The sequence below is a fragment of the Methanoculleus sp. genome (genome assembly GCF_036677455.1).
Classification (GTDB): domain Archaea; phylum Halobacteriota; class Methanomicrobia; order Methanomicrobiales; family Methanoculleaceae; genus Methanoculleus.
In genome coordinates this window covers 58,841-81,754 of the sequence record NZ_JAVBWL010000043.1, presented here as the reverse complement: position 1 = coordinate 81,754, position 22,914 = coordinate 58,841, and the positions used below count along the sequence as shown (strand labels likewise).

Here is a 22,914-nt window from a genome sequence, read left to right as displayed (position 1 = left end):
AAATGCGCAAAGTCTGCTTATGCATTAGCATACTACTACTTCTCTCCGTGTTTACCGTTTCCGGAGCATCTGCCGCGAAGGAGTTGCAGGTGTCTTCTGCAACGGGGACTGGAGGGGTTGAGATATTCGTAACCTGTAACGGTTCGGATCAGCTCAACGGGTACAACTTAAACATCACATGGGACCCGGCAGTGATGAACGTCACGGCCATTACGGACTATTCTGAACTGGGGGGGTTCTACGGCTCGCCAGTTCCACTAACTCAGGGTTTTGCCTACGTCCGGGATTTCTCCACTGGCACTAGGAGTATTACCGGCAATCAGGCACTACTATCTCTGACCTGCAATGCACTCGTCCACGATGGAACTTCTACCGCAATCACCATCGATGGTGGGTACATGAACCATGAGGTCGATGAGAAGGTCGGCGGCGATGTGACGAACGAATACGTTCTCGTTTCTGGCACATTCACCACCACCGACCTCACTTCACCCACGATCGCCATCACCGCCCCCACCGACGGTGCAACCGTCTCCCAGACGGTGAATGTCGCCGCGACCATCACTGATGCCGGCGGTGTCGACCAGAATTCCATCAAGGTCTTCGTCGGCGGTGTCGAGGCATTAAACCCGACTATTACCCAGATCGTGGGCGGTTTCTCCGTGACCGCTCAGCGGGATAGCGTCCCTGTCGGCAGCAATGTACCGGTCGAGGTCTATGCAAAGGATCTTGCTGGTAACGAAAACACAACGACCCACCATGTGACGGTAGCCACGGCGGGCATAACGTTTGCGTCCCCGGTCAACGGTACGTATACGAACGAAACCCAGCCGGCTATCCTCGCGAACTTCGTGAAGGTAGACTGTAGCACAATCAAGATGTTCATCAACGATGTCGATGTCACCGCATCCTGTGTAGACACCGGGGTCGGATCCGACGGCACGATCGCGCTCGACTACGCCTCCTACGGCGCGCTTGCCGACGGCGCGTATCATGTCGTCGTGAACGGCACGAGCTCGCTTGTCCCGGGACAGGTGGAGTCCGACGAGGTCTACTTCGTCAAGGATACCGTCGCGCCTATCGTCTCGATCACCGGTATCGATGACAGCGACGGCGACGGGTTCCCGGAGGCAGGGGAATCTCTCTGCGTCCACTACACTGCGACCGATGCCAACCTTGACGACGTGTGGTTCGGCGGTGTATACAACACCTCCCGCCAGAGTCCGGGCTGCATCGATCTCACTGTTCCGGCAGGGAACCAAGAGATAGTTGCATACGCAAGCGACCTTGCCGGCAACGTCGGCACGAGCACACCTGTCCACATCTACAACAACAACCTCGCGTACTTCGACGACCCCTCGCTCGGATCCTTTGCAGGCCTTGACCTGACGAAGACGGCGCTATACGACGTCTTCTCGACCGCAAAGGCATTTACCCTGACCGGTCCGAACAAGCAGGCGACGGTGCCTACGCTCGGCCAGCTTGAGAAGCGTATCACCGCCGGCAGCAACGTCACCCTTGACAACCGCAAGGACAACCCGATCCCCGCGGGCACCCTGCCGGCAACCATCGGCATCTACACGGCACCGTCCGGAACCCTTGACTTTGCCGTCACCGTGCCGAACGTCACCAGCGCAACCCTGATGATTGCGAAGGCAAACAGCACGCTCATCGACCAATTGGTCAAAAACCCGTCGAGGAGTTCGCTCACCCCGGGCATGCTCCAGGATCTCCTCGACTCGAAGACGATAGTGCTCTATGGCAAAGGCCCGGCAACGAACGGGTATGCGATCGTCAGCATCGACGGTAACGGCGGAGTCACCATCAAGGATCAGGTAGGACAGGTCTCGGTCTCGTCGGGCAACATGCCAAAGACCATCCGCGACAACTACGTCGACCTGTCGACCGGGTTCAACACCGCGACTGCGCCTGGATTAACGCCGCTCCAGATCAGCGACCTCGGGCAGGGAGAGTATGCCCTTCTGGCAGTCTGTATGGATAATGACCGCTTCGGGATCATCGCGGCGACGACCTTTGAAGTCACTGCCAGGACCGGGGTACTCTCGACAAGCGCCGGGACCTACCTCATCGGGCAGCCCGTGGTCGTGAACTCGGCAGAGCAGGGAGACGTCCTCTCGGCAGTGTTGCTCAACAGCGCCACGACCTACACCGGCAACGTGACGCTGGACTTCTCCACGCTCGGGAAGGATACGTTCAAGTCCGCTTACCTCCTTGCCAACGGGAACCAGACCGTTGTGAAGCCTTATGGCAAGGCAAACGTCTGGTTGACGCAGGGATATGGCAACGCGAGCGCAAAGAAGGACGCAACAACCCTCAGCGTCCCCACGGACGGCCTGCTCCCTGGAACCTATCGCGTGTACATGCTCCTTGAGAACGAGGGCAACGTGACGTCATACGAGGAGGCCATCATCACCCTCACGACCGTGACGCCCACCCCGTCTCCCACCTCCGCTCCCTACCACGGCGGTGGCGGCGGCAGCAGCGCCCCGACCACCTACACCGGGACCGGCACGCTGAAGGTCAACAACGCGGGCACGGTCCTCAAGTCCGTCCGGATTAACGCTGATGACGGCATCGGAAGCCTGCTCATCCCGATCGGCACGACGGCGCTCGACGCCGACGGCAAGCCGCTCTCCAGCATCGACATCGACCCCCTCTTCGAGATCCCGGCGGTCCCGACCGGTTCCGTCTTCCAGTTTGCCGGCTACGCCTACGAGGTCAGCCCTGCAGGCGCCACCTTCAGCCCGGCGATCACCCTGACGTTCACGATCCCCGATGACGTCTGGAAGACGCTCGACCCCGCCACCGAACAGTTCACGGTGAAGTGGTACAACGCGGAGACCGGCCTCTGGGAGGACGTGCCGGTAACCGTCAACTCCGGCACCCGGACCGTGACGGCGACGGTGGCACACTTCAGCGTCTACGCGCTCTTCACCGAACCGGGGTCGACGCCGGTCACCCCGACCGAGACGGCGACCACGACAACGACCACGACCACGACCACGACGACCACCGGGGGCGAGCCATCTGAAGGCCTGCCCGTGATGATGATCCTCGCGATCTTCGCCGTTGTCGTCATCATTGCAGCGGCCGGATACTTCTTCATGATGAGGAAGTAATCCCGTCACTCTTTTTTTAGTCCTGCAATGGGCAGGCCCCGGGCCCATCTGTACCTGTCTTGCCACCCGGCTCATTCGACGAAATGGATACAGCCGTACTGTGTTGTGCTGCCACCACGGTGCAAGCGGTCGCCGGCAGATGGGAACCGGGCCGGGCAAGGGAGTGCTCCCTGACGGTCATCCCCCGGTGCGGCGCCCTTCGCGGGAGAACACTTTGTGGCGAGGAGAACAGCAATCTCGCCCCAATCTTCACCGTCCCGGCCCTGCTACGGTGGGTTGGGTGACACACCTGGAGTTCTCCTATTCGGGTGCACCGCCTGCTATTACGACGATGTTGGCGGGTACTGGCTTTTTTCACCAGGAGCATCAATACGATGTACCTGATTGCAGGATGGCCATGTACCATGCCACTACGGCTGATTTCCGCCCCATGTTTCAATTTTTCGTCAAGGGGTAAAGTTTATTTACGCCAAAAAGTATCGTCCACCGCATGAAGAGAATGTTTGGTATCCTTGCGATCATGGTGATCGCGAGCATCATGATCGCAGGGTGCGTGCAGCCAGCGGGTAACGCGACGGCGACCCCCGGTATGACACCGGGAGCCACCGAGACCCCGATGGGAACTGAGACCCCGGTAACGACCGGGACTCCGGTGGGAACTGAGACTCCAATGGTGACTGAGACCCCGATGGGAACTGTGATTCCGACAACGGCTGAGACCCTGATGGGAAATGAGACACCAATGGTGACCGGGACCACGCCAACGACCGCCGCTGCGGGCGCGACAGAGACCCCGCCCGGACCGCCGGCGGCAGCCGTCGCCGATGAGATGATCTCCATCACCGATGGCGGATTTACGCCGAGTACGATCACCGTTCCCACGGGCACTACGGTGGGCTGGACCAACGACGGCGAGATGAACCAGACCGTCACGGGAACCGGGGCTATGGGTTTCTTCGACTCCGGGATGCTCCAGCCGGGCGAGTCATTCACTTACAACTTTAGAGGCACGGGGAACTACACCTACACCTCACAGACGTCCGGGGCCAGTGGGGTGGTGATCGTCACCGCCAACACAACCACTTAATCCCTTTTTCCGCCATCGGCTGGCGCAGGGAGCCAGAACCTGCCTTACGTCCGCCGGTATGCCACGGCGGCCCGGACCAGGCTCCCGGTCAATCCTTCTGTAAAGTAGGCGTGGGTATACTGCCCGATCGTGTTCTGCACGGTGAGCCCGTCCCGCGCACCATCGATCCCCCGGCCCCGGAGGAGTTCCAGGGCGAATCGGGCATCCGGAGCAGAGTCCAGGCGTGAGTAGTGGAACTCGTGGCCCCGGAAGGCGGAGCCCGGTGCAAGGACCGGCGCCCCACCGACCACCCGGGCCTCCACATAACCGAGGCCCTGGATGCGGCTCGTCATCGCGGCCGCTGCCGGGAGGACGCCCACCATCGGGCAGTTGCCCTCGTCGGTCTCCAGCCGCTCCGTGAGGTAGATGAGCCCGCCGCACTCCGCGTAGACCGGCATGCCGTCGTCGACCGCTCGTCGCACGTCTCCCCGGCAGCGAGAGGCTGAGAGCGCTGCCGCGTGGAGTTCAGGGTAGCCTCCCCCGAGATAGAGCAGGTCCACGTCCGGGAGCCGGTCCGTCATGGGTGAGAAGAAGACCAGATCCGCCCCGGCCCTGACGAGCCGATCGAGGTTGTCCTGGTAGTAGAAGCAGAACGCCGCATCGTTCGCGATGCCGACCCGGACCCCGGCCTCCGACCGGTCAGGGGTTTCCGCCGGTGCCAGGAGGAGCGGGGCCGTCCGCGCGAGGTCCAGGATTCCGGGAACATCGCAGAACTCCTCCACCACCGGTCCGAGACCGGCGAGTGCGCCGGTCTCGGCGGCCATCGCGAGACCGAGGTGCCGGCTCGCGACCACAAGATCGTCCCGCCGCGGGACCCATCCGTAGACCGGGAGGCTCTGCGTCGCCTCGATCAGAGCCCGGTGGCGGGGACTCCCGACCCGGTTGAAGACGACTCCGGCGACCCGGACCTCCGGGTCGAACCCGGCAAACCCCCTGACCGTTGCGTGAACGCTCCGTGACGCCCCTTTTGCGTCGACCGCGAGGAGGACCGGGGCGTCGAGGATCTTTGCAACGTGCGCCGTGCTCGCTGTATCGGTCCCGTCGAGGCCGTCGTAGAGCCCCATCACGCCCTCGACGATGGCGATGTCGGCACCGCCGCATGCGCGAAGAAACGTCTCGCGGACCCCCGTCTCCCCCATCATGAACGGGTCGAGGTTGCGCGACGTCCGGCCGCAGATGGCCGAGTGATGCGTGGGATCGATGAAGTCCGGACCGACCTTGAAGGGCTGGACGGCGAGCCCGCGGGCGGTGAGCGCCGCCATCAGGCCGCTTGCAAGCGTGGTCTTTCCGCAGCCGCTCTGGGTTCCGGCGACGACGATACGTGGGATCTGGCGCATAACGTTCCTGTAGTGTTGAATACCGCAGAAGATAAATATGACCGGGGATAACCACAATCTATCAGATGGTTTTGTCTTATAACAAATTAATCTGATCTACCGGGACGGCAACGCTCCACAGGTGATTATTATGCACATCATGGAAGGATTCTTACCAAGCCCCTGGTGGCAGATCTGGTTTTTGATCTCTCTGCCCTTCATCGTCATCGGGCTCTACCAGTTGAATCGGCTCGTAAAAGAGAAACGCGAGGCCCTGCCGCTCCTTGCGGTCGCAGGCGCTTTTGTCTTCGTCCTCTCCTCACTCAAACTCCCCTCGTTCAACGGGAGTTGCTCCCACCCCACGGGGACGGGGCTCGGCGCCATCTTCTTCGGGCCCTGCATCGCCGCCGTCCTCGGTCTGATCGTCCTCGTCTTCCAGGCGGTCTTCCTCGCGCACGGCGGGATCACCACCCTCGGGGCGAACGTCTTCTCGATGGGGGTCGCGGGACCCATCGTTGCCTACCTCATATACAAAGCCGGGACCCGGGTGGGCGCGAACACCTATGCGACGGTCTTTTGTGCCGCTGCCCTTGCCGATCTCACCACCTACGTCGTCACCTCGGTCCAGCTCGCGCTTGCGTTCCCCGGGACCGTCGGGCTCATTGGGGCGTTCTCGGCCTTTGCCGCTATCTTCGCAGTCACCCAGGTTCCGCTTGCCATCATCGAGGGTGCGGTCATCGCGCTGGTCTTCAAGTACATCGTCCAGCTCAAACCCGAGATCCTCACGCGCTTAAACCTCCTCTCTGAGAGCACCGTCAAGAAACTCCGGGAGGCCGCAGTATGAAACACGGCCTGGAGATCGCGGTCGCCGCGCTCATCATCATCTTTGCTGCCGTCTTCCTCTTCCAGGATGCCGCGATAAAGGCCACCGGGGAGGAGGCCTGGGGTGGGGCGGATGGCGCGGCCGCCGGCCTCATAGAGGCCTCCGGCTACGAGCCCTGGATCGAGCCCTTCTGGGCACCCCCAAGCGGCGAGATCGAGTCGCTCCTCTTTGCCCTGCAGGCGGCCATCGGCGCCGTGATCATCGGTTACGTCTTCGGCTACTGGCAGGGTAGCAGGAAAACCGCCTGATTTTTTTGGTGAGCCGGCAAATCTACTAAGAGAACGGAGGACTCGCGTGCACGATATTCTCGAAGAGTTTGCCCAGGAAAATGGCCTCCGGGAGGTGAGCCCGTCCCTCAAGCTCTTCATCGGGCTTGCGAGCATCCTTCTCTCAGTCTCGTCTCCTGCCCCTGTCGCCCCCCTGCTGGTCGCGGCCGCGATGAGCGCCGCCACCCTCGGCCTCGCGCGTATCCCTGCGCGGTTCTACGCACGCCTCCTCCTCATCCCGGCCTCGTTTGCGGTGATGAGCATCGCCGTAGTCCTCTTCATCACCGTCGGCGGTGCGGTGCTCATCGAGGTCCCCGGCACCCCCCTCGCGGTCACGGCGGATGGTGCGAACCTTGCCCTCCTCCTCCTCGCCCGGGTCTTCGGCGGGATGTGCTCGCTCTACTTCATCACGCTCACGACACCCATGACCGAGATCCTCGATATCCTCCGGAAGATCCGGGCGCCCGCCGTCTTCATCGACCTCGCCATGCTCACCTACCGGTTCATCTTCATCTTCATCGAGGAAGCCGGCCAGATCTACCGCGCTCAGGTGATGCGCCTCGGTTATAGCCGGTTCCGCGAGTCGGTGCAGTCATTCTCGATGCTCGCCGGAGCACTCTTTATCCGGACCTGGGAGAGCGGCGAAGCCCTGGTTCTCGCCATGGATGCACGCTGCTACGACGGCAAACTCGGCATCCCCGGCGAGACGCGCCCCGTCTCTCTCCTCGCGCTCGTGACGGCCCTGGCTTACATCGGGGCCGTCTTCGGCGTCTCGCTCTCCACCGGAGGCCTGGTACTTGTATGACACCGCTGCTTGAGACCGACAACATCACCTACACCTACCCAAACGGCCCCGCTGCTCTCACCGGGGTGAGCGTCCAGATCGCCGGCGGATCGAAGACCGCCATCGTCGGCCCGAACGGCGCCGGGAAGTCGACCCTCCTCCTGATGCTGAACGGCATGCTCCGACCCACCTCGGGGGAGGTCCGCTTCTCCGGCCAGCCGCTTGCCTACGACACCCGGAGCCTCCGCGACCTTCGCCGCCGGGTGGGTTTCGTCTTCCAGAACCCCGACGTCCAGATCATCGCCCCGACCGTCGAAGCGGACGTGGCGTTCGGCCCGCTGAATCTCGGCCTCCCCCCTGACGCCATCCGGCGGGCGGTGCAGGACGCGCTCGGCTACGTCGGGCTCCGGGGTTACGAGAAACGGCCGCCCCACCACCTCTCCGGCGGCGAGAAGAAACGGGTTGCCATCGCCGGGATCCTCGCGATGGAGCCAGCGGTCCTGGTCTTCGACGAACCGACGAACACCCTCGATCCCGCGAGTTCCGAGGAGATCATGGAACTCCTCGACGAACTCGCCTCCGGCGGGCGGACGGTCCTCATCTCCACGCACGATGTCGAACTCGCCTATCGCTGGGCCGACTCGGTCATCCTGATGGAACGAGGGAACGTCCTCGCCCGCGGGCCGCCGGAAGAGGTCTTCTCGGACCACGGCCTCCTCGCGGCAGCCCGACTGAAACCGCCCGCCCTCCTCGACCTCTACAACGAGCTCGGCCTCCGGGACGTCATCGACCGGGGCGTCCCCCCGAAGAGCGTGCTCGAGTTCACCGACCGGATCGAGCGGGAGCTGCGCGGTCACACCCCGGTCCGGGACGAAGTCGGGACGATCTACCTCTGCAACGCTGACCAGACCAGCGGCGATGCGATCCGGCGGTTGATCGAGCAGGGCGCGGTCGAGCATCTCGGGGCGATGGGCACTCGTGCGAAGGAGTTCGCCAACCGGGAGCGGATCCTCCTCGACTACACCTACGGCGTCATCGACAAGTGCATCCTGAAAGCTCTCATCGGCGAGAGCTCGCTCATCATCACCACCGGGGGGATGGTCGATCATGTCCACCGCCGTATCGGCGAGTACAGCGCCGAGAGCGGACTGGCACTCGCGGCGACCCCGGTGGAGGAGCCGACGAGCCATCGCCCCGGCCTGGAGGGTGCCCTTGAGTGATCTCGCTGGTATAGCCCCGGGAAGACGCATATATCTCTTTTCTTGTGATTTCTGTCCCGCCGTGCGAAGGTTAATCCGGTGCTGGCACCTGACGATACATGATGATGCTCGAAGAGACGTTGCAGCGGATATCCCGGCAGGCAAAACGGAGACGGATGGCCCTGCCCGACCAGAAGACCAAGATCGTCTGTACCATCGGCCCTGCATCCCGTTCCCCGGAGGTGCTTGCCCGGTTGACCCGGGCCGGCATGAGCGTCGCCCGGCTCAACCTCTCTCATGGAACATTCGATGAGCACCGGGAGAACATCAAGAACATCCGCGCCGCGGTGGAAGAGACCGGACTCCCCGTCACGATCCTGCTTGACCTCCCGGGCCCGAAGATCCGGATCGGCGATCTCGCACACGAGCCTCTTGAACTCCACAAAGACGAGACCGTCACCCTTACGACCGCCCCGGCGTCGAGCGATCCATCCCGGATCCCCGTTGACTTCGAGCAGTTTCCGCAGCTGGTCTCGGAGGGGAGCACCATCTTCCTCAATGACGGGTTCCTCCAGCTCCGGGTCGATGAGGTTGCCGCAAGCGAGGTCCGGGCGACGGTGGTCATCGGCGGCCCGCTCCTCTCCCGCAAGGGGATGAGCCTCGTCGGCGGTGGGGGGGTCGTTGCCCTCAGCGCCGTGACCGACCGGGACCTCGAGTGCATCGATTTCGGGCTCGGTGAAGGGCTTGACACCTTCAGCATCTCCTTCATCGAGCGGGCGGAGGATGTCCATAAGGCACGGGAGTATGCGGCCCGGTCCGGGAAGTCCATTCGGGTGATAGCGAAGATCGAGCGGCAGGAGGCGATCGCCAACCTCGACGGGATCCTCGGGGAGACCGACGGGGTCATGATCGCCCGGGGCGACCTCGGGGTCCAGACGCCGATCGAGGAGGTCCCCACGGTGCAGAAGCGGATCATCCAGAAGGCGAACATCCTCGGCCGTCCGGTGATCACCGCCACCCAGATGCTGATGTCGATGACCGACAACATCAGGCCCACCCGGGCGGAGGTGACCGACGTCGCAAACGCCATCCTCGACGGGACGGATGCGGTCATGCTCTCCGAGGAGACGTCCATCGGGAAATATCCGGTCGAGACGGTTGCGATGATGGCGAAGATTGCCCGATCGACCGAGGAGAAGCGCTCGCTCGTCGGTGCCGGGTGCAGCCCGCTCGCCTACTTCCGGCAGGGGAAGGGCAGGGAGAAGATCACCGTCAACGATGTCGTCTCGTTGAACGTCATCGAGGCGATAGATGCGCTCGGCATCCGGCTCGTGCTGACCCCCACCCGTTCCGGGAGCACCCCCCGGAACATCTCCCGGTTCAAGCCCGAGGCCTGGATCCTCGCGTTCACCCGGAATCCGAGCACCTTCAAGTTCCTGGCATTCTCCTACGGGGTCTGCCCGTTCCTGATCCGGAGCGAGAAGGAATACTGGCACGAGGCTATCCTTGACTCGGTCCGTGATTCCGGCATCATCAAGCCCGGGGAGCGCGTGGTCCTCACCGAAGGTGTCTCCCCGGGACGTGAAGGGACCGACTCGCTCATCATCCTCACGGTGGAGTGAGATATCCGGGACGGCGAAAACCCTATCCCGGCAGCGGACGAACACTCATCAAGTATGGGAGTGGTCGTTTCGAGTGAGCGGGATGCATCTGGCCAGGATGGCGTGCTGAAGGAGAAGACGGCGCGCCTCTCTGTTGTCTCGAACACGCTTCTTGTGGTGATGAAACTCGGCGTCGGTGTCGCGATCGGCTCGGTCGGCATCATATCCGAGGCGATCCACTCCGCGATCGACCTGATCGCCGCGGTCATCGCCTACTTCTCGGTCAGGCAGTCGGCCCGGCCCCCCGATGAGTGTCATTCCTTCGGGCATGGGAAGTACGAGAGTATATCCGGGCTCCTCGAAGCGGTCCTGATCCTGGTGGCCGCGGTCCTGATCGTCAACGAGGCGTTGAAGAACCTCCTCGGCGGGGAGGAGACGCTGAACGTCGAGGCGCTCGGGCTCGGTATCGGGGTCATGCTGCTCTCGGCCGTGGTGAACTTCTACGTCTCCTCCCGGCTGATGACGGTGGCGAAGAAGACGGAGTCGATCGCGCTTGAGAGCGACGCCTGGCACCTCCGGACGGATGTCTACACCTCCGCCGGGGTCGTGCTCGGGCTCGTCCTGATCCGGCTGACCGGCCTTGTGGTCCTCGACGCCCTCATCGCCCTCGTGGTTGCCGCGATCATCCTCCGGGCAGCATTCGATCTCATCCGGCGCTCGTTCGAAGACCTCGTCGACCGGAGCCTCCCCCCGGAGGAGGAGGCCCGGATCCGGGAGATCCTCAATGAACACTGCACGGACGTCATCAACTTCCACCGTCTCCGGACCCGTCGGTCGGGTCCGAACCGGTTCGTGGACCTCCACATGGTCGTCCCGAGGACCGCGACCCTCGACGAGGCGTATGGTGTCGTGAAACACCTGGAGACCGACGTCAAACGGGAGTTCCCCCGGACGAGCGTCACAATCCGGGTCCAGCCCTGCACCGGCGAGGACTGTTCCGTCTGTGAAACCTTCACCACCTGCCCGGAGTGCGACCGGTCCACGTTTCACCACGAAACGCCGCCCGGAAGATAGAACGGAGGTCTCCCGGGCTCTTTTAAAGGAGTGCCGTAAGAACAAGACAGGCAACGACCGGGATGACGAGGTTGTCGTCCACGGGGCTTACCAATTCTGCAAAGGCCGTGACCGCGGCTGTAGCAAGGGCGACCGCCGGCGGGACAAGGAAACAGAGGGCGGCCGCCGTCACCGCGACCCCGGCAACCGTGCCCTCGAGGGACTTGTGGTTGTAGATCCGGTTCCTGCCGAACCGGACGCCGGCAAGGGTGGTGACGCTGTCGAGGAGCGAGAGCACCACGAGTCCGATGAAGGCGATCTCTTTCTCAAAGAAGACGAGGCAGAAGGCGGCGCTGAGCGCGAAGAAGAGCGCTCCTTTTCCCGGAGCAGCGTCCCGCCGCTCAAGACCGGTGATGACCGCCGAGACGACCGGGATAGTGTAACCCCGGGAGACGGCGTCGGAGAGGAGGAACCCCACGAAAAGCGTGAGTATGAGGACAGAGAGGGTGAGGTCGCGGTCGAAGAGGAGGACAAACGCCGCTATCCCGAGGCCGAAGACGAGGTGGACGACCTGCCGAAGCGACTCGTTCATCTAAACGGGCAAGGAGACCCCACGCTTCAGGGTGGGGAGGAATTGCCCATCACCTCCGACATGTATTTCACCTAATCGTAACAATATATGATCGTGATTAGGACAATCACGTTCAAACTTCAGCTGCCCGATGGCGAGGCCACGGCTCTCCTCAATACGATGAGAGCCTATTCCACGGCGTTCTCTATGTCCGCACAATGGGGATTCGAGAACCGCTCGTGGAACAAAGTGGAGAACCACAAGGCGACCTACAAGGCTGTTCGTGAGTCCGTTCCTGATCTTCCGTCCTCCCTGGTGCAGAGCGCACGCGACTGTGCGTGTGAAGTGCTGAAAGCCGCCAAATGTGAGACACTGCCCGAACGGAAGCCGCTCGCCGCCATGCGGTACAACCAGCGGGTCATCACGGTAAACCTGATCTACGGTATCGTTACCATTGCATCGGTGCAAGGACGGATCAAAACGACGTTCCCGATCTCCGAGTATCACCGCCAGTACCTTTCGTGGAAAGTCACCTCTTCGACCCTCTCCTATGACCGGAGAAAGAGGGTGTTCTACCTTCACATTTCGATGGAGCATCCAGACATGGAGCCGGTGCAAGAGGTCAAGGTGCTCGGTATCGACCGGGGTATCGTGAACGTCGCAGTCTGCTCCGATAACACCTTTTTCAACTCCAAACGTGTCAAAAACGTGCGATCTAAGTACGCGCATCTTCGCAAGGAGTTGCAGTCCAAAGGCACCCGGTCGGCAAAGCGGAAACTCCGCAAGATCGCTAGACGGGAAAAACGGTTTGTGACTGACGTTAATCACCGCATTTCGAAGCAGATTGTCAATTCTGATTATACAGTTTTTGCTCTTGAAGATTTGAGCAAGATCCGTGTCAAGAAACGACGCAGCAAGTCGTTTCGGCGGAAGTTGAACAACTGGGCGTTCTACGAACTCGAACAATTCCTCCGGTATAAAGCCGCGGCTCTTGGGAAGCAGGTTTTCCTGGTTGATGCCCGGTACACTTCGCAGAAGTGTTCTGTGTGTGGGCACACCTACAAGGGTAACCGGGACGGTTCGTCGTTCAGGTGCCGCAGATGCGGATTTCAACTCCATGCAGACCTCAATGCTGCTCGTAACATTGCTCAAGCCGGTATATCTGGTCTGAGTAGGCTGCCTGTCAACCAGCCAAATGTAACGTGTCTCTGACATAGTTACAAGCCCCGTCCTTCAGGGCGGGGCAGTTGACTGCACCAGTGATTGTCGCGATGCCGGTTAAATTCTCTGCATGTGGAGCCGGAAGGTGGCGATCTCACCGCGAGCGGCAGTTCCGGATGAACGCCCGGGCCTCGTCGTCGGTGATCGCGTAGGTGGCCTGGAGATCGAGCGCGACCACCCGAAGGATGACCGCGACCTCGTCGAGGCGGCGCTTGTGATCGCCGCGGACATGCTTTCTCACCTCGCGCAGGGTTTCGAGCGCGGTCCCGACGTTCGCGATCGTGCAGAGCGCGCTCTCCCGGGTGCCGGTCTCGACGGCGGGGAGGGTGCGGGGCTCCCGGACGGCAGGAGTTGGGGTCATGCTCTGTATCCTCATCCTCAGGAGACTTGAACTTGCTGGAACCCGCACGGATAACGTATTATTTGGAGCCCTCAAACAGAACTGTAACATTTCCTCACCCGGGCGACCGACCCATGACCACGAACCAGAAGAGAACCACTTCCGAACCGGATGGCTGGAAAGCCCTCCTCGCAAATCCATACCTCGTAGGCGCCCTGAAGTTCATCCTCCCGCTCGCTATCATCCCGGCTGTCTTTCTGGGACTCTACCTGACCGAGCCCTATGAGCAGTTCCTCATCATTTCCGGGCTGATCGTCGCTTACTTCGTCCCCCCGGCCGGGAAGGAGACGATCATCCCGCTCGCGGTCGTCCTGGGTTACCCCTGGTGGCTCATCACGCTCGTGATCTTCCTCCTCGACGTGGCCGTCTCCCTCTTCGTCGTCTGGAACCTGGACCTGGCAATGAAACTCCCGCTCATCGGCCGGCTGATCGAGAGGGGGATGACGGCGGGCCGGAACTACACCGTAACTCAGCCCTGGCTCCGGCGGTTCTCGACGATCGGGCTCATCCTCTTCGTCTTCTTCCCGCTCCAGGGTACCGGGGCGATGAACGGGGCGATCCTGGGGAGGCTGCTCGGATTGGAGAAACGCCGGGTCTTTGGTTGCGTCTGCATCGGGTCGCTCACCTCCTGCCTCGTCTTTGCCCTCGGTGCCGACGTGCTCCTGGATGTCTACCGGCAGGACCCGACGCTCGGGATCGGCATCCTGGTCGCGATCATCGTTGCTGTCGTGGCCGGGGTTGTTGGCTGGCGGGTGCATAAGAGGCGGCTCCGGGGGCGGACGCCCTGATCAGGCGGACCGGGTCGGCACGGGCCTCCAACGGCGGGGTGGATGAGGGTCTCTCCCGAGAAAAAAGGTCTGGCCTAAAACGCTGGTTTTTGAGCGAAAGCGGTTTCGCAGGCTTTAAATCCTTTGAACCCAACTCCTCCCTCAAGTGAGGAAACGGATGAATTCTCAGTCATATCCCTGGATCATCGCGGTCGCAGCGATCCTCATCGCCGTCGCCGTCGGTATCTCGGCGATGAACCAGCCGGCGGCGCTGTCTGCCCCCGGAACCACCGAAGACGCGAGGGAACTTCTCATCCGCCTGCAGTCGGATATCGCTGTGGCGCTTGAGGCCGTCGACGGCCGCCTGACCCATGCGGCGTCCGATCTCGGGAAGACGGGCCTCAACGACACCGCCGCCCGCGGAATCCTCCTGAACCTGAGCATGAGCGATCCTGCGATCGTCGACTGCGTGGTCGCCGATGCAAAAGGCACGATCGTCGCGGCCGAGCCGGCGGCCCACCGTGGTGCCGAGGGTTCGGATATCTCCGGCCAGGAGCATGTCCGGCGTATCCTGGCAACGAAACGGCCGGCCATGAGCGAGATGATCACGGTCGTGGAGGGGTTCCCGGCGGTGGTCATCGCCGCGCCGGTCTTCACGAACGAGAGCCGGTTTGCCGGGTTCGTCGCCGCCGTCATCCGGCCGGAAGTCCTGATCGGGGGTGTCGCCGGCCCGGTAACGAACGGCACGCCCTTCCAGGTGATGGCCGTCCAGCCGGACGGGCGGGTGCTCTACGAGACCGATGCGGCCCAGGTCGGGCGGATGACGCTTGAAGACCCGTTGTATGCGGACTACCCGGACCTGCTCGACGTGGCCCGCCGGACCGCGACCGAGCGCTACGGCACCGCCACCTACGGGTTTGAGGTCGACGGAGAGGCGGTGAGAAAGGAGATCGTCTGGACGACGACTGGCCTCCACGGGACTGAGTGGCGGGTAGCGGTGATCCGGGCGGTGGGGTGAAGGACTCCGCTTCTCCGGCATCTTCGGCAGGGTCCTGAGTGTACCTGATCGGCAACAGGACCCACTCTATTTATAACCCGGGGCGGATAGGGTGAGCCATGGCGGGACTGGAGACGCGCAGGTTCGGGAAGACCGGCCGGGAGGTCACTCTCGTGGGGCTCGGCGGCGAGGGGGTCCTCAGGACATACGGGCGGCATGCGGAGGCAGCGGCCGTCATCGCCGAGGCCCTCAATCAGGGGATCACCTATTTCGACTCGGCAAAGGCCTACGCGGGAAGCGAGGACTACTACGGCGAGGTCTGGCGGGGCCGTCCCGACCTCCGGGAACAGGTCTTCCAGGCAAGCAAGTCGACGAGCCGGCTCCACGCGGAGGCCGAGATGGACCTCCAGGCGACCCTCCAGCGGATGAGCATCGAGACCCTCGACCTCTGGCAGATCCACGATGTCAGGACCTTCGCCGAGATCCGGGAGATCGAGGGGGCGAGCGGCGCCCTCGATGCGTTCATCGAAGCGAGAGAGTCCGGCATCGTCCGGCAGATCGGGGTGACGGGCCACCATGACCCCGACGTCCTCTCGCACGCGGTGGAGAACTGGCCGGTCGACGCCGTGATGATGCCCGTAAATCCGGTGGAAGGCGCACCCGGGGGGTTCCTCACGACGACGCTTGCGACCGCGAAGGAGCAGGGTGTCGCCGTCATCGGGATGAAGGTGCTCGGCGGATCGAACTACATCGCCCCCGGCACGGGGGTGACACCGGAGACCCTTATTCGCTACGCCCTCTCCCGGGATATCTCCGTCGCGATCGTCGGTTGTTCGACTCCTGCGGAGGTGCAGACACTTGCTACTGCCGGAAGGAGCGGCCCCTTGCCCGACGACGAAGCGGAGACGCTCGTCGAAGCGTTCCGCCCCTACGCCCGCGAGCTTGCCTATTACCGGGGGGTATGGTGAGCAGGCCCCGGGGCCTGCTACTGATATATGCTCCCGGCGCGAACCTACAGGGCGGGAGAGCGGCACCGTGGATACGACGGCGGCCGCCTGGGAGAGATACTGTCATGGCAGCCCTGGAACCGCAACGACTCCGGGACCGCATCGCCGCATCCCCGGACGCGGTCCTCGTTCTTGTCGTGCTCGTCATCTTCATGGATATGATGATCTACGGCCTCCTCATCCCGGTCTTCCCGGAATACGCCCCCCGGTTCGGCGTCGACGAATCGGTCATCGGGATCGTCTTCGGGATCTACGCCGCCATGCTCCTCCTCTTCTCTATACCGATGGGCCTCCTCTCCGACCGGGTGGGGCGCCGGCCTCTCATTGTCGCCGGGATGCTCCTCCTCGCTCTCGCGACGGCCCTCTTTGCCTTCTCAACCACGATCACGCACCTGATCGTCGCCCGGGCGGTCCAGGGGATATCGGCCGCGGCCACCTGGTCAGCAGGACTTGCGCTCCTCTCCGATACCTGCGATCCCGCCCGGCTCGGGGAGAGGATGGGCATCGCGCTCTCGGCGGTCGCGTTCGGGACCGTGATCGGGCCGGTCGTCGGGGGGCTGCTCTTCGAGTACCTGGGCTACACTGCGACTTTCCTCATCCCGGCAGCGCTGGCGACCGCGATCGGTCTCGCGGTCTTCGCCGTCCCGGTGCGCACCTGCAGGCAGGAACGGTCGGGGGTGCTGCCCCGGGGCTCTCTCTTCCCGCTCGCCGCCGCTGCGGCCGTGGTCGTCGCGGTCTCGGGTACCTATGGAGTTGTGGACCCCTACCTCCCGGTCTACCTGCACGCCGCCTTCTCAGCATCCCCGGCGACGATCGGCCTCGTCTTCGCGGCGCTGGCGGTCGCCGCCATCATCGCCCAGCCGGCCGCAGGACGGGTCTACGATCGACACGGGGGCAGCCGCTACCTCGTTAGCGGCGGGCTCCTCCTCTCGGGTGCTGCGCTCGTTGCCGTCATGCAGGCACCAGACCTCCTGCTCGTCGCTGTCGCCGTCTTCGCGCTGGGGGTCACGCTGAGCTGCGCCCTGGTGCCGGTGATGCCGATCGTGGCCGGGATCTATCGCGGTCAGGGCTCTCAGGGTGCCGCATATGGCATCTACAACACCTTCTACTCACTGGGGCTCGCGGCCGGGCCGTTTGCGGGAGCGATCCTCGTGGCCCGGTGGTCGTTCTCAGCGATCTTCCTCGCGACATCGGCGGTCCTCGCGGCTGCGGGGGTGCTCACCTGGGCAGTCATCGGGAGGCTGCACTGGCGGTGAAGCGTGCATCACGTTCATCGTCTCGCCGGACCAACCGATACCGCACAGTCTGATATTGAACCGAGGAGATCATGTCGCTTGAATTCTGCCGTCGTCACACTCCCGAACTGCTGATCGCCGTCTTCGGCCTCATCTCCCTCGTCGCGGTCTCCGGGGCCGTTGGCGGGGAGGTGGGCTCGTTTCTCTTCGCCTCGCTTGATGTGGCGCTCTTCGTCGTCCTCGCGATGCTCGTCTACCTCGCCGAGGACCGGCACCGGGCGTTCGGGTGGGCCGCCGTCTTCTGGCTCCTCGTTCTCATCGGGGGGGTTGCGGCTGCTGCAGCCGGCATGGGCGTCATAGCGATCCTGCCTGTGGAGGTGCTCGGGGGCGAGGATATCGAGGTCCCTGACCTCGCTCTGGCAGCAGAGGTGGCACTCCTCCTCCTCGGCGTCCTTCTCGCAAGCCTCGCGAGTCTCATCGGGTTCTCCCGCCGGTTCAGGGTATGGCTCGCCCGGTACCTTCCGTTCGACCCGGACTCGCTCCTCCATACCACTGCGCTCGTCGTCATCCTGGCCCTGATCCTCATCCCGCCCATACCGCTCCTGGTGACGGGGGGTCCACCCTTCCTCTCGCCGCAGTTCCTCGACCCCCTGCTCGCTTCCGGGGACCTCCTCGCGGATACGGTCACGTTGAACGCCTACACCCTCTTCTGGACGCTCATCGGCTCGTTCTTCATCGCCGGGGCGTGCGTCCGGCGAACCCCCCGCCAGGTCCTGGAGCGGCTCGGGCTTGTGCGGCCGACCGGAAAGGAGATCGTTCTCGCCGTTGCGGTAGCCTTCGCGCTCGTGATCGCGTTCCACTTCATCGACCCGGCGCTCGCTGCGCTGGTGGGCTGGCTCGGCCTCCCCGTCACCGATCTTGGGGCCGTCAACCTGCTTTTTGCCGGTTCGCTTACCCTGCCCGGGATCATCGTGGCGTCAATCGCCGCGGGGTTCGGCGAGGAGGTGAGCATCCGCGGTCTGCTCCAGCCCCGGTTCGGGATCCTCCTCCCGGCACTCCTCTTTGCATCGCTCCACGCGTTTCAGTACAGCTGGGACGGCCTCATCTCGGTCTTCCTTGCGGGGCTCGTCTTTGCGTATATCAGGAGGTACTCGAACACCACGACCTCGGCGATCACCCACACGGTCTACGATCTGGTGCTCTTCGCGATGCTTATGGTTGGGGTATCGTTCTGATGGGCGAAGCCCTCTGCCCTCATTCTGGATGATCCCCGTGCCCCATCCCGGGCCTTAACGTTCCACATGGCTTCCGTCGCAGAAGGGTTTGTTCCCCGATCTCCCGCACCGACAGAGGGTGACCCGGTTCCTGATCGTATAGACCCTTCCTTCGGCAGATTCGATCGGGATCCCGCCGCGGACCCAGAGCGGCCCATGTTCGCCCCTGACAGGATCTTCGACCACGACGATGGACGTATCAAGAGCAGGCTCGATCGTCTCACCGGTCTTTTGGTCGCGGAGAACGAGCCGACCGGAGGGGCAATTGCATGCTTCCTCTACCGCCGTGCCCCTGGCTTCCGGAGAATCGGGTTGTTCTGTGAGGTTCCAGATCCCCCTGGCCCGCAGGCAGAACCGTGCACGCGCACAGAGCGCTTTATAATCGGTCAGTTCCAGTTCCGGTCCCCTGACAATGGTCGGGCTCTGGAGATATGGTTCGTTTCCGGCAGTCTCGGTACCGTCAAAGTGGATCGTTGCATGCGTCCCGTCGCAGAAGGGTTTGTTCTTCGACCCTCCGCAGCGGCATAGGGTATACCGTTCCCGCAGGGGATACTCCCGCACCTTCTTCCACGACCGGCAATCGCCCCCGTCATCGTAAGAGATCTCCATCATCATGAGCGGGATGCTCCCGGTCACGATGTAGGGACCATTTCTGCTCACCCGGATCTTCATGGCCATGCTTTCCTCGGTTTTCTGGCGATCTGTCACCGTCGTTCTCTCGTGATGGAGGGTGGTGATGAGTGTTCCCGAGGGTATCACGAGCGCGGATAAATAATTTGGGCTTCTCTCAGTCATCGATCTGGAGAATATAAAACGACGTTAAACCGTCGAATCCTCTGCCTGATGGCGCTTTAGGTGCGCAGGTCGAAACCATCGAGGAAGTGGCGTGGTAACGGCAAAAATGAGAAACATCACTTGAAAAGAAACGCTGAGGGGGAGATTTGAACTCCCGAGGGGCTCAACGCCCCACGGGCTTTCCAGGCCCGCGCCTTACCGGTCTAGACTACCTCAGCACAGAACGTGCATCATTAGTTGGTGGGATAGTCTATTAATAATATCCTCCCCGCGGGCCGGTATACTCTGTTCAGGATGACGATCATGAGCGCTCTTGCGCCCCGGTGTGCGTCTTCCATCCCCGGGGGTAGGTGCCTGGCTGCATCAGGACGGTGGTGGGTGCGACGACGAACCCGGGTTCCCCGGGTTTCAGCGCCGACGAGTTGACGAGACCCTTCCCGAGCCCCACCAGTTCGCCGCGTTCCGTCACGATCGCGACCGTTTCACCCTTCGCAAACCCACCCACCTTCGCCGTGACCCCCACCCCGGCGAGGACCGCGCCGTGGCAGACGGCATCGACTGCGGTGTCGCGGATGACGACCTTCGGGAGGTCGCCGACCGCGGCGTCCGGGGCGAGGATCATCCCACGGAGAGGTTCCGGGTCGCCGTCCCGGGCCGCTGCGCAGGCGTCGGCAAGGCCGTGAAGCGAGACCGCCGCCGTCTCGTCGAACGCGCCCGAGCGTATCCTCCGGAGTTCCTCCATGTGGGCGCAGACCCCGATCGCGTAGCCCATGTGGACACAGAGCGTCCGGATGTAGGTTCCGGCGTCGCACCTGACCCGGAAGAGGACAAGCCTGCCCTCCATATCCAGGATCTCGAGCTCCTGAATCTTCCGGATCCGGAGGTTCCTCTTCACCGCGCTCTTTCGGGGCGGCCGCTGGTAGATCCGGCCGGAGAACTCCGCCGCCACCCGGTCCACGGCCTCCCGTGGCGCATCGGCGTGGAGCCTCATCAAACAGACATACTCCTTGTTGTGCGAGAGGAGGACCGGGGCGAGCCGGACGGCGCCGCCGAACATGACGATGAGCACCCCGGAGACCTGCGGGTCGAGCGTCCCGGCGTGGCCCACCCGCCGGCCGAGGAGATCGCCGACCCAGGCGGTCACCTGGTGGCTGCTCGGCCCCCGGGGCTTGTCGATGACGACGATCCCCGAAGCGGGGAGAGAGCCGCCGCAGGGGTTATCTGGATCGTTCGTACTCGCCTTCATCCTCTCACCGGTCCTGGCGGCGGTTCAGCGCTTGAAGGGTTCCTGCAAGCGACCCGTCCCCGACGACCGCCGGGGGGTGCCCGCCGGCCTGCATGGCATCGGCGGTGATCTCCCCGATGGCGACGAAGAGGAGACCGTCCCGGGGCCGCCACCGGGCCTCGCGGTAGGACATGGCGCTCGTGAAGAGGACGGCGTCGGCAGCGTCGAGCGCGAGTTCGGTCCCCGTGGGGACGAGGGCGTAGACCCTCTCCTCCCGGAACGTCCCCCCGAGAGCCGTGATCGCCTCCTTGAGGCCCGGGTTCGGGACGTCGGCCCGGGGGATCCCGACCGTCCGCCCCCGGAGCCACTCCCCGAGGTAGGGGGCGAAGTCCCGGGAGTAGAACGAGGGAAGGACCTCCGCCTCGATCCCGGCTTCAAGAAGGGTTTCTGCCGTCTTCGGCCCGATGGCGATCACCCGGGGCCACCGCTCAAGCCTCGGCCCGACGATCGCGGCCGGGAGGGCGCTTGAGAAGAAGAGGCAGTCGAATTCGCCGCGGTGGACGGCCTCGACGAACGCGGTGACCCTGTCCATACGCAGTTCCGCCCGGAGGGGTGAGACCGTGTAGCAGTCGTGGCCGTAGGAGGCGCAGAGGGCGCGGTCTCCTGCCGCCTTGTTTTCAAGCCGGGTGATGGCGATCTTCATCGTCACAACGTTCGTCCCGGTGGAATATGACTGTATCTGTAGGGATGCTTCCTCCTCGCTCCTGCCGGGCACGATTCGGTTGGTTTATCCCCGCCTGCTTCGACCGTAGATCAACGTGCTCGCAAGTATCGTGCTCGGGGCCGTCATCGGCATCGGCTGCGGCGTCGTGAGCGGTCTCGTCCCCGGCATCCATGCCAACACCGTGGCAGGCGTCCTTCTCTCGCTCCAGGCGCTCCTCCTCGTCTGGTTCGACCCGGTGGTCCTCGCCTCCGCGATGTTCTCCACCCTGGTTACGCATACGTTCATCGACAACGTCCCGAGCACGTTCCTCGGCATCCCCGATGCCGACACATCCCTCGCGGTCCTTCCCGCGCACGCCCTCTGTCTCGAAGGGCGGGGAGAGGAGGCCGTCCGGATATCTGCCCTTGGGAGCGCCGCCGGCGTCGCCCTCTCCCTCCCGCTTGCGCTCGCGTTCGTCCTGGCTCTTCCGGCACTTCAACCGGCGATCGACTGGGGCATCGGGCTTGTCATCCTCGCCGTCGCCGGCTACCTCATCGTCGTCTCCGAGTCGCCGGGGTGGGCGCTCGCCGTCTTCTCAGTCTCGGGTCTCCTTGGCCTCTTCTCCCTCGGCTACTCCTTCCTTGCCTGGCCGACCGGCGGCGAGTCCGGGGTGCTGATGCCCCTCCTCTCCGGGCTCTTCGGGATCGCGGTCCTCCTCAAGGCGTCGCACGGGGTCATGCCCGAACAGCGTTTCACGGGGATCGACCTCTCGGCCGGTGCGGTCCGGCGGGGCTCCCTCCTCGGCTCCGCCGCGGGCGCTCTCGTCGGCTGGCTTCCGGGCCTCTCGAGCGCCACGGCAAACGCCCTCCTGACGTCGGTCATCGGCTACGACTCCAACCCGCGCGAATACATCCTTGCGACCAGCGCCGCAAACACCGTGAACGCCTTCCTCGGGCTTGCGGCCTTCTATGCCATATCCCGGACGCGGAGCGGGGTGATGGCGGCTATCGGGGCGCTCGAGGAGGTTCCGCCGGCAACCGCCATCCTTCTTGCAGGCGCCATCGCCGCGGTCGGCGCCTACCTCCTGACCCTCCTCCTCTCCCGTGCGGCCTGGTGGTTTTCGGGCATCAACGTCACGAAGATCAACCACGGCGTCATCATATTCGTCGCCCTCCTCTCCCTCTTCCTCTGCGGCCCGTTCGGGGGGCTCGTCCTCCTGCTCGCGACGGCGGTCGGCTATGTGCCGACTCTCGTGAACATCCGCCGGGTCTACTGCATGGGGGCGATCATGGTCCCGGTGATGGTCTACTCGTTCGGCATCGCCTGACCACCCGGGTTATATCGCCAGAGT

General features: G+C 63.5%; 21 protein-coding genes and 1 tRNA gene. 15 read left to right on the top strand and 7 right to left on the bottom strand.

The features are described from left to right. Positions 1-398 precede the first annotated feature (398 nt). Both V6K60_RS10005 and V6K60_RS10000 read left to right on the top strand, forming a co-directional pair. Complete coding sequence (locus V6K60_RS10005) at positions 399-3,140, top strand: hypothetical protein (RefSeq protein WP_332450377.1); 2,742 nt, start codon at positions 399-401, stop codon at positions 3,138-3,140. Positions 3,141-3,630: 490 nt separating this feature from the next. Beyond that, the gene (locus V6K60_RS10000) at positions 3,631-4,227 is read left to right on the top strand and encodes a cupredoxin domain-containing protein (RefSeq protein ID WP_332450376.1); all 597 of its coding nucleotides are present in this window, start codon (positions 3,631-3,633) and stop codon (positions 4,225-4,227) included. A 44-nt stretch (positions 4,228-4,271) separates the two neighbouring features. Here the strand turns inward: V6K60_RS10000 and V6K60_RS09995 are convergent, their stop codons facing one another. After that, entirely contained in the window at positions 4,272-5,603 is a 1,332-nt protein-coding gene (locus V6K60_RS09995; RefSeq protein ID WP_332450375.1) for a cobyrinate a,c-diamide synthase, read from the bottom strand. Between the two features lie 130 nt (positions 5,604-5,733). On the opposite strand from V6K60_RS09995, the gene V6K60_RS09990 reads away from it, so the two are divergent. The 6 genes from V6K60_RS09990 to V6K60_RS09965 all read left to right on the top strand — a co-directional run bounded on the left by V6K60_RS09990 (position 5,734) and on the right by V6K60_RS09965 (position 11,389). Continuing rightward, on the top strand, positions 5,734-6,426 hold the full coding sequence (locus V6K60_RS09990; RefSeq protein ID WP_332450374.1) for an energy-coupling factor ABC transporter permease: 693 nt from the start codon (positions 5,734-5,736) through the stop codon (positions 6,424-6,426). After that, positions 6,423-6,713 (top strand): energy-coupling factor ABC transporter substrate-binding protein, encoded by a 291-nt coding sequence (locus tag V6K60_RS09985; protein WP_332450373.1) that lies wholly within the window; start codon positions 6,423-6,425, stop codon positions 6,711-6,713. Before V6K60_RS09990 ends, V6K60_RS09985 begins: the two co-directional genes overlap by 4 nt. 46 nt (positions 6,714-6,759) lie before the next feature. Continuing rightward, on the top strand, positions 6,760-7,536 hold the full coding sequence (cbiQ, locus tag V6K60_RS09980; RefSeq protein ID WP_332450372.1) for a cobalt ECF transporter T component CbiQ: 777 nt from the start codon (positions 6,760-6,762) through the stop codon (positions 7,534-7,536). Continuing rightward, positions 7,533-8,735, top strand: coding sequence for an energy-coupling factor ABC transporter ATP-binding protein (locus V6K60_RS09975; protein WP_332450371.1), 1,203 nt, complete (start codon positions 7,533-7,535; stop codon positions 8,733-8,735). Before cbiQ ends, V6K60_RS09975 begins: the two co-directional genes overlap by 4 nt. 98 nt (positions 8,736-8,833) lie before the next feature. Then, positions 8,834-10,336, top strand: a complete 1,503-nt coding sequence (pyk, locus tag V6K60_RS09970) for a pyruvate kinase (RefSeq protein ID WP_332450370.1) — start codon at positions 8,834-8,836, stop codon at positions 10,334-10,336. A 54-nt stretch (positions 10,337-10,390) separates the two neighbouring features. Continuing rightward, the gene (locus V6K60_RS09965) at positions 10,391-11,389 is read left to right on the top strand and encodes a cation diffusion facilitator family transporter (protein ID WP_332450369.1); all 999 of its coding nucleotides are present in this window, start codon (positions 10,391-10,393) and stop codon (positions 11,387-11,389) included. A gap of 22 nt (positions 11,390-11,411) precedes the next feature. Here the strand turns inward: V6K60_RS09965 and V6K60_RS09960 are convergent, their stop codons facing one another. Then, entirely contained in the window at positions 11,412-11,960 is a 549-nt protein-coding gene (locus tag V6K60_RS09960; protein ID WP_332450368.1) for a diacylglycerol/polyprenol kinase family protein, read from the bottom strand. A 93-nt stretch (positions 11,961-12,053) separates the two neighbouring features. On the opposite strand from V6K60_RS09960, the gene V6K60_RS09955 reads away from it, so the two are divergent. Next, entirely contained in the window at positions 12,054-13,151 is a 1,098-nt protein-coding gene (locus V6K60_RS09955) for an RNA-guided endonuclease InsQ/TnpB family protein (protein WP_332450367.1), read from the top strand. A 103-nt stretch (positions 13,152-13,254) separates the two neighbouring features. Here the strand turns inward: V6K60_RS09955 and V6K60_RS09950 are convergent, their stop codons facing one another. Next, positions 13,255-13,521 (bottom strand): hypothetical protein, encoded by a 267-nt coding sequence (locus V6K60_RS09950; protein WP_332450366.1) that lies wholly within the window; start codon positions 13,519-13,521, stop codon positions 13,255-13,257. A gap of 113 nt (positions 13,522-13,634) precedes the next feature. Here V6K60_RS09950 and V6K60_RS09945 point away from each other — a divergent pair, with 113 nt between their 5' ends. From V6K60_RS09945 to V6K60_RS09925, 5 genes are all read left to right on the top strand, one after another. After that, positions 13,635-14,348, top strand: a complete 714-nt coding sequence (locus V6K60_RS09945; protein ID WP_332450365.1) for a small multi-drug export protein — start codon at positions 13,635-13,637, stop codon at positions 14,346-14,348. A 157-nt stretch (positions 14,349-14,505) separates the two neighbouring features. Further along, the gene (locus V6K60_RS09940) at positions 14,506-15,345 is read left to right on the top strand and encodes a cache domain-containing protein (protein WP_332450364.1); all 840 of its coding nucleotides are present in this window, start codon (positions 14,506-14,508) and stop codon (positions 15,343-15,345) included. Positions 15,346-15,443: 98 nt separating this feature from the next. Continuing rightward, complete coding sequence (locus V6K60_RS09935) at positions 15,444-16,292, top strand: aldo/keto reductase (protein ID WP_332450363.1); 849 nt, start codon at positions 15,444-15,446, stop codon at positions 16,290-16,292. A gap of 104 nt (positions 16,293-16,396) precedes the next feature. Beyond that, positions 16,397-17,587, top strand: coding sequence for an MFS transporter (locus tag V6K60_RS09930; protein WP_332450362.1), 1,191 nt, complete (start codon positions 16,397-16,399; stop codon positions 17,585-17,587). Positions 17,588-17,658: 71 nt separating this feature from the next. Further along, positions 17,659-18,801, top strand: a complete 1,143-nt coding sequence (locus V6K60_RS09925) for a CPBP family intramembrane glutamic endopeptidase (protein ID WP_332450361.1) — start codon at positions 17,659-17,661, stop codon at positions 18,799-18,801. Positions 18,802-18,855: 54 nt separating this feature from the next. Here V6K60_RS09925 and V6K60_RS09920 read toward each other — a convergent pair whose 3' ends face one another. From V6K60_RS09920 to V6K60_RS09905, 4 genes are all read right to left on the bottom strand, one after another. After that, positions 18,856-19,518: a CDGSH iron-sulfur domain-containing protein gene (locus V6K60_RS09920; protein WP_332450360.1), complete on the bottom strand. Its 663-nt coding sequence runs from the start codon at positions 19,516-19,518 to the stop codon at positions 18,856-18,858. 248 nt (positions 19,519-19,766) lie between these two features. Continuing rightward, positions 19,767-19,853: transfer RNA gene (locus tag V6K60_RS09915), tRNA-Ser, on the bottom strand. Between the two features lie 83 nt (positions 19,854-19,936). Beyond that, on the bottom strand, positions 19,937-20,881 hold the full coding sequence (locus tag V6K60_RS09910) for an RNA-guided pseudouridylation complex pseudouridine synthase subunit Cbf5 (protein WP_332450359.1): 945 nt from the start codon (positions 20,879-20,881) through the stop codon (positions 19,937-19,939). Positions 20,882-20,885: 4 nt separating this feature from the next. Then, positions 20,886-21,563, bottom strand: a complete 678-nt coding sequence (locus V6K60_RS09905) for a uroporphyrinogen-III synthase (protein WP_332450358.1) — start codon at positions 21,561-21,563, stop codon at positions 20,886-20,888. Positions 21,564-21,678: 115 nt separating this feature from the next. Between V6K60_RS09905 and V6K60_RS09900 the strand changes: the two genes are divergently transcribed. Further along, positions 21,679-22,890 carry a tripartite tricarboxylate transporter permease gene (locus tag V6K60_RS09900; protein ID WP_332450357.1) on the top strand — a complete coding sequence of 404 codons (1,212 nt, stop codon included), beginning with the start codon at positions 21,679-21,681 and terminating at the stop codon, positions 22,888-22,890. The last annotated feature ends 24 nt before the right edge of the window (positions 22,891-22,914 follow it).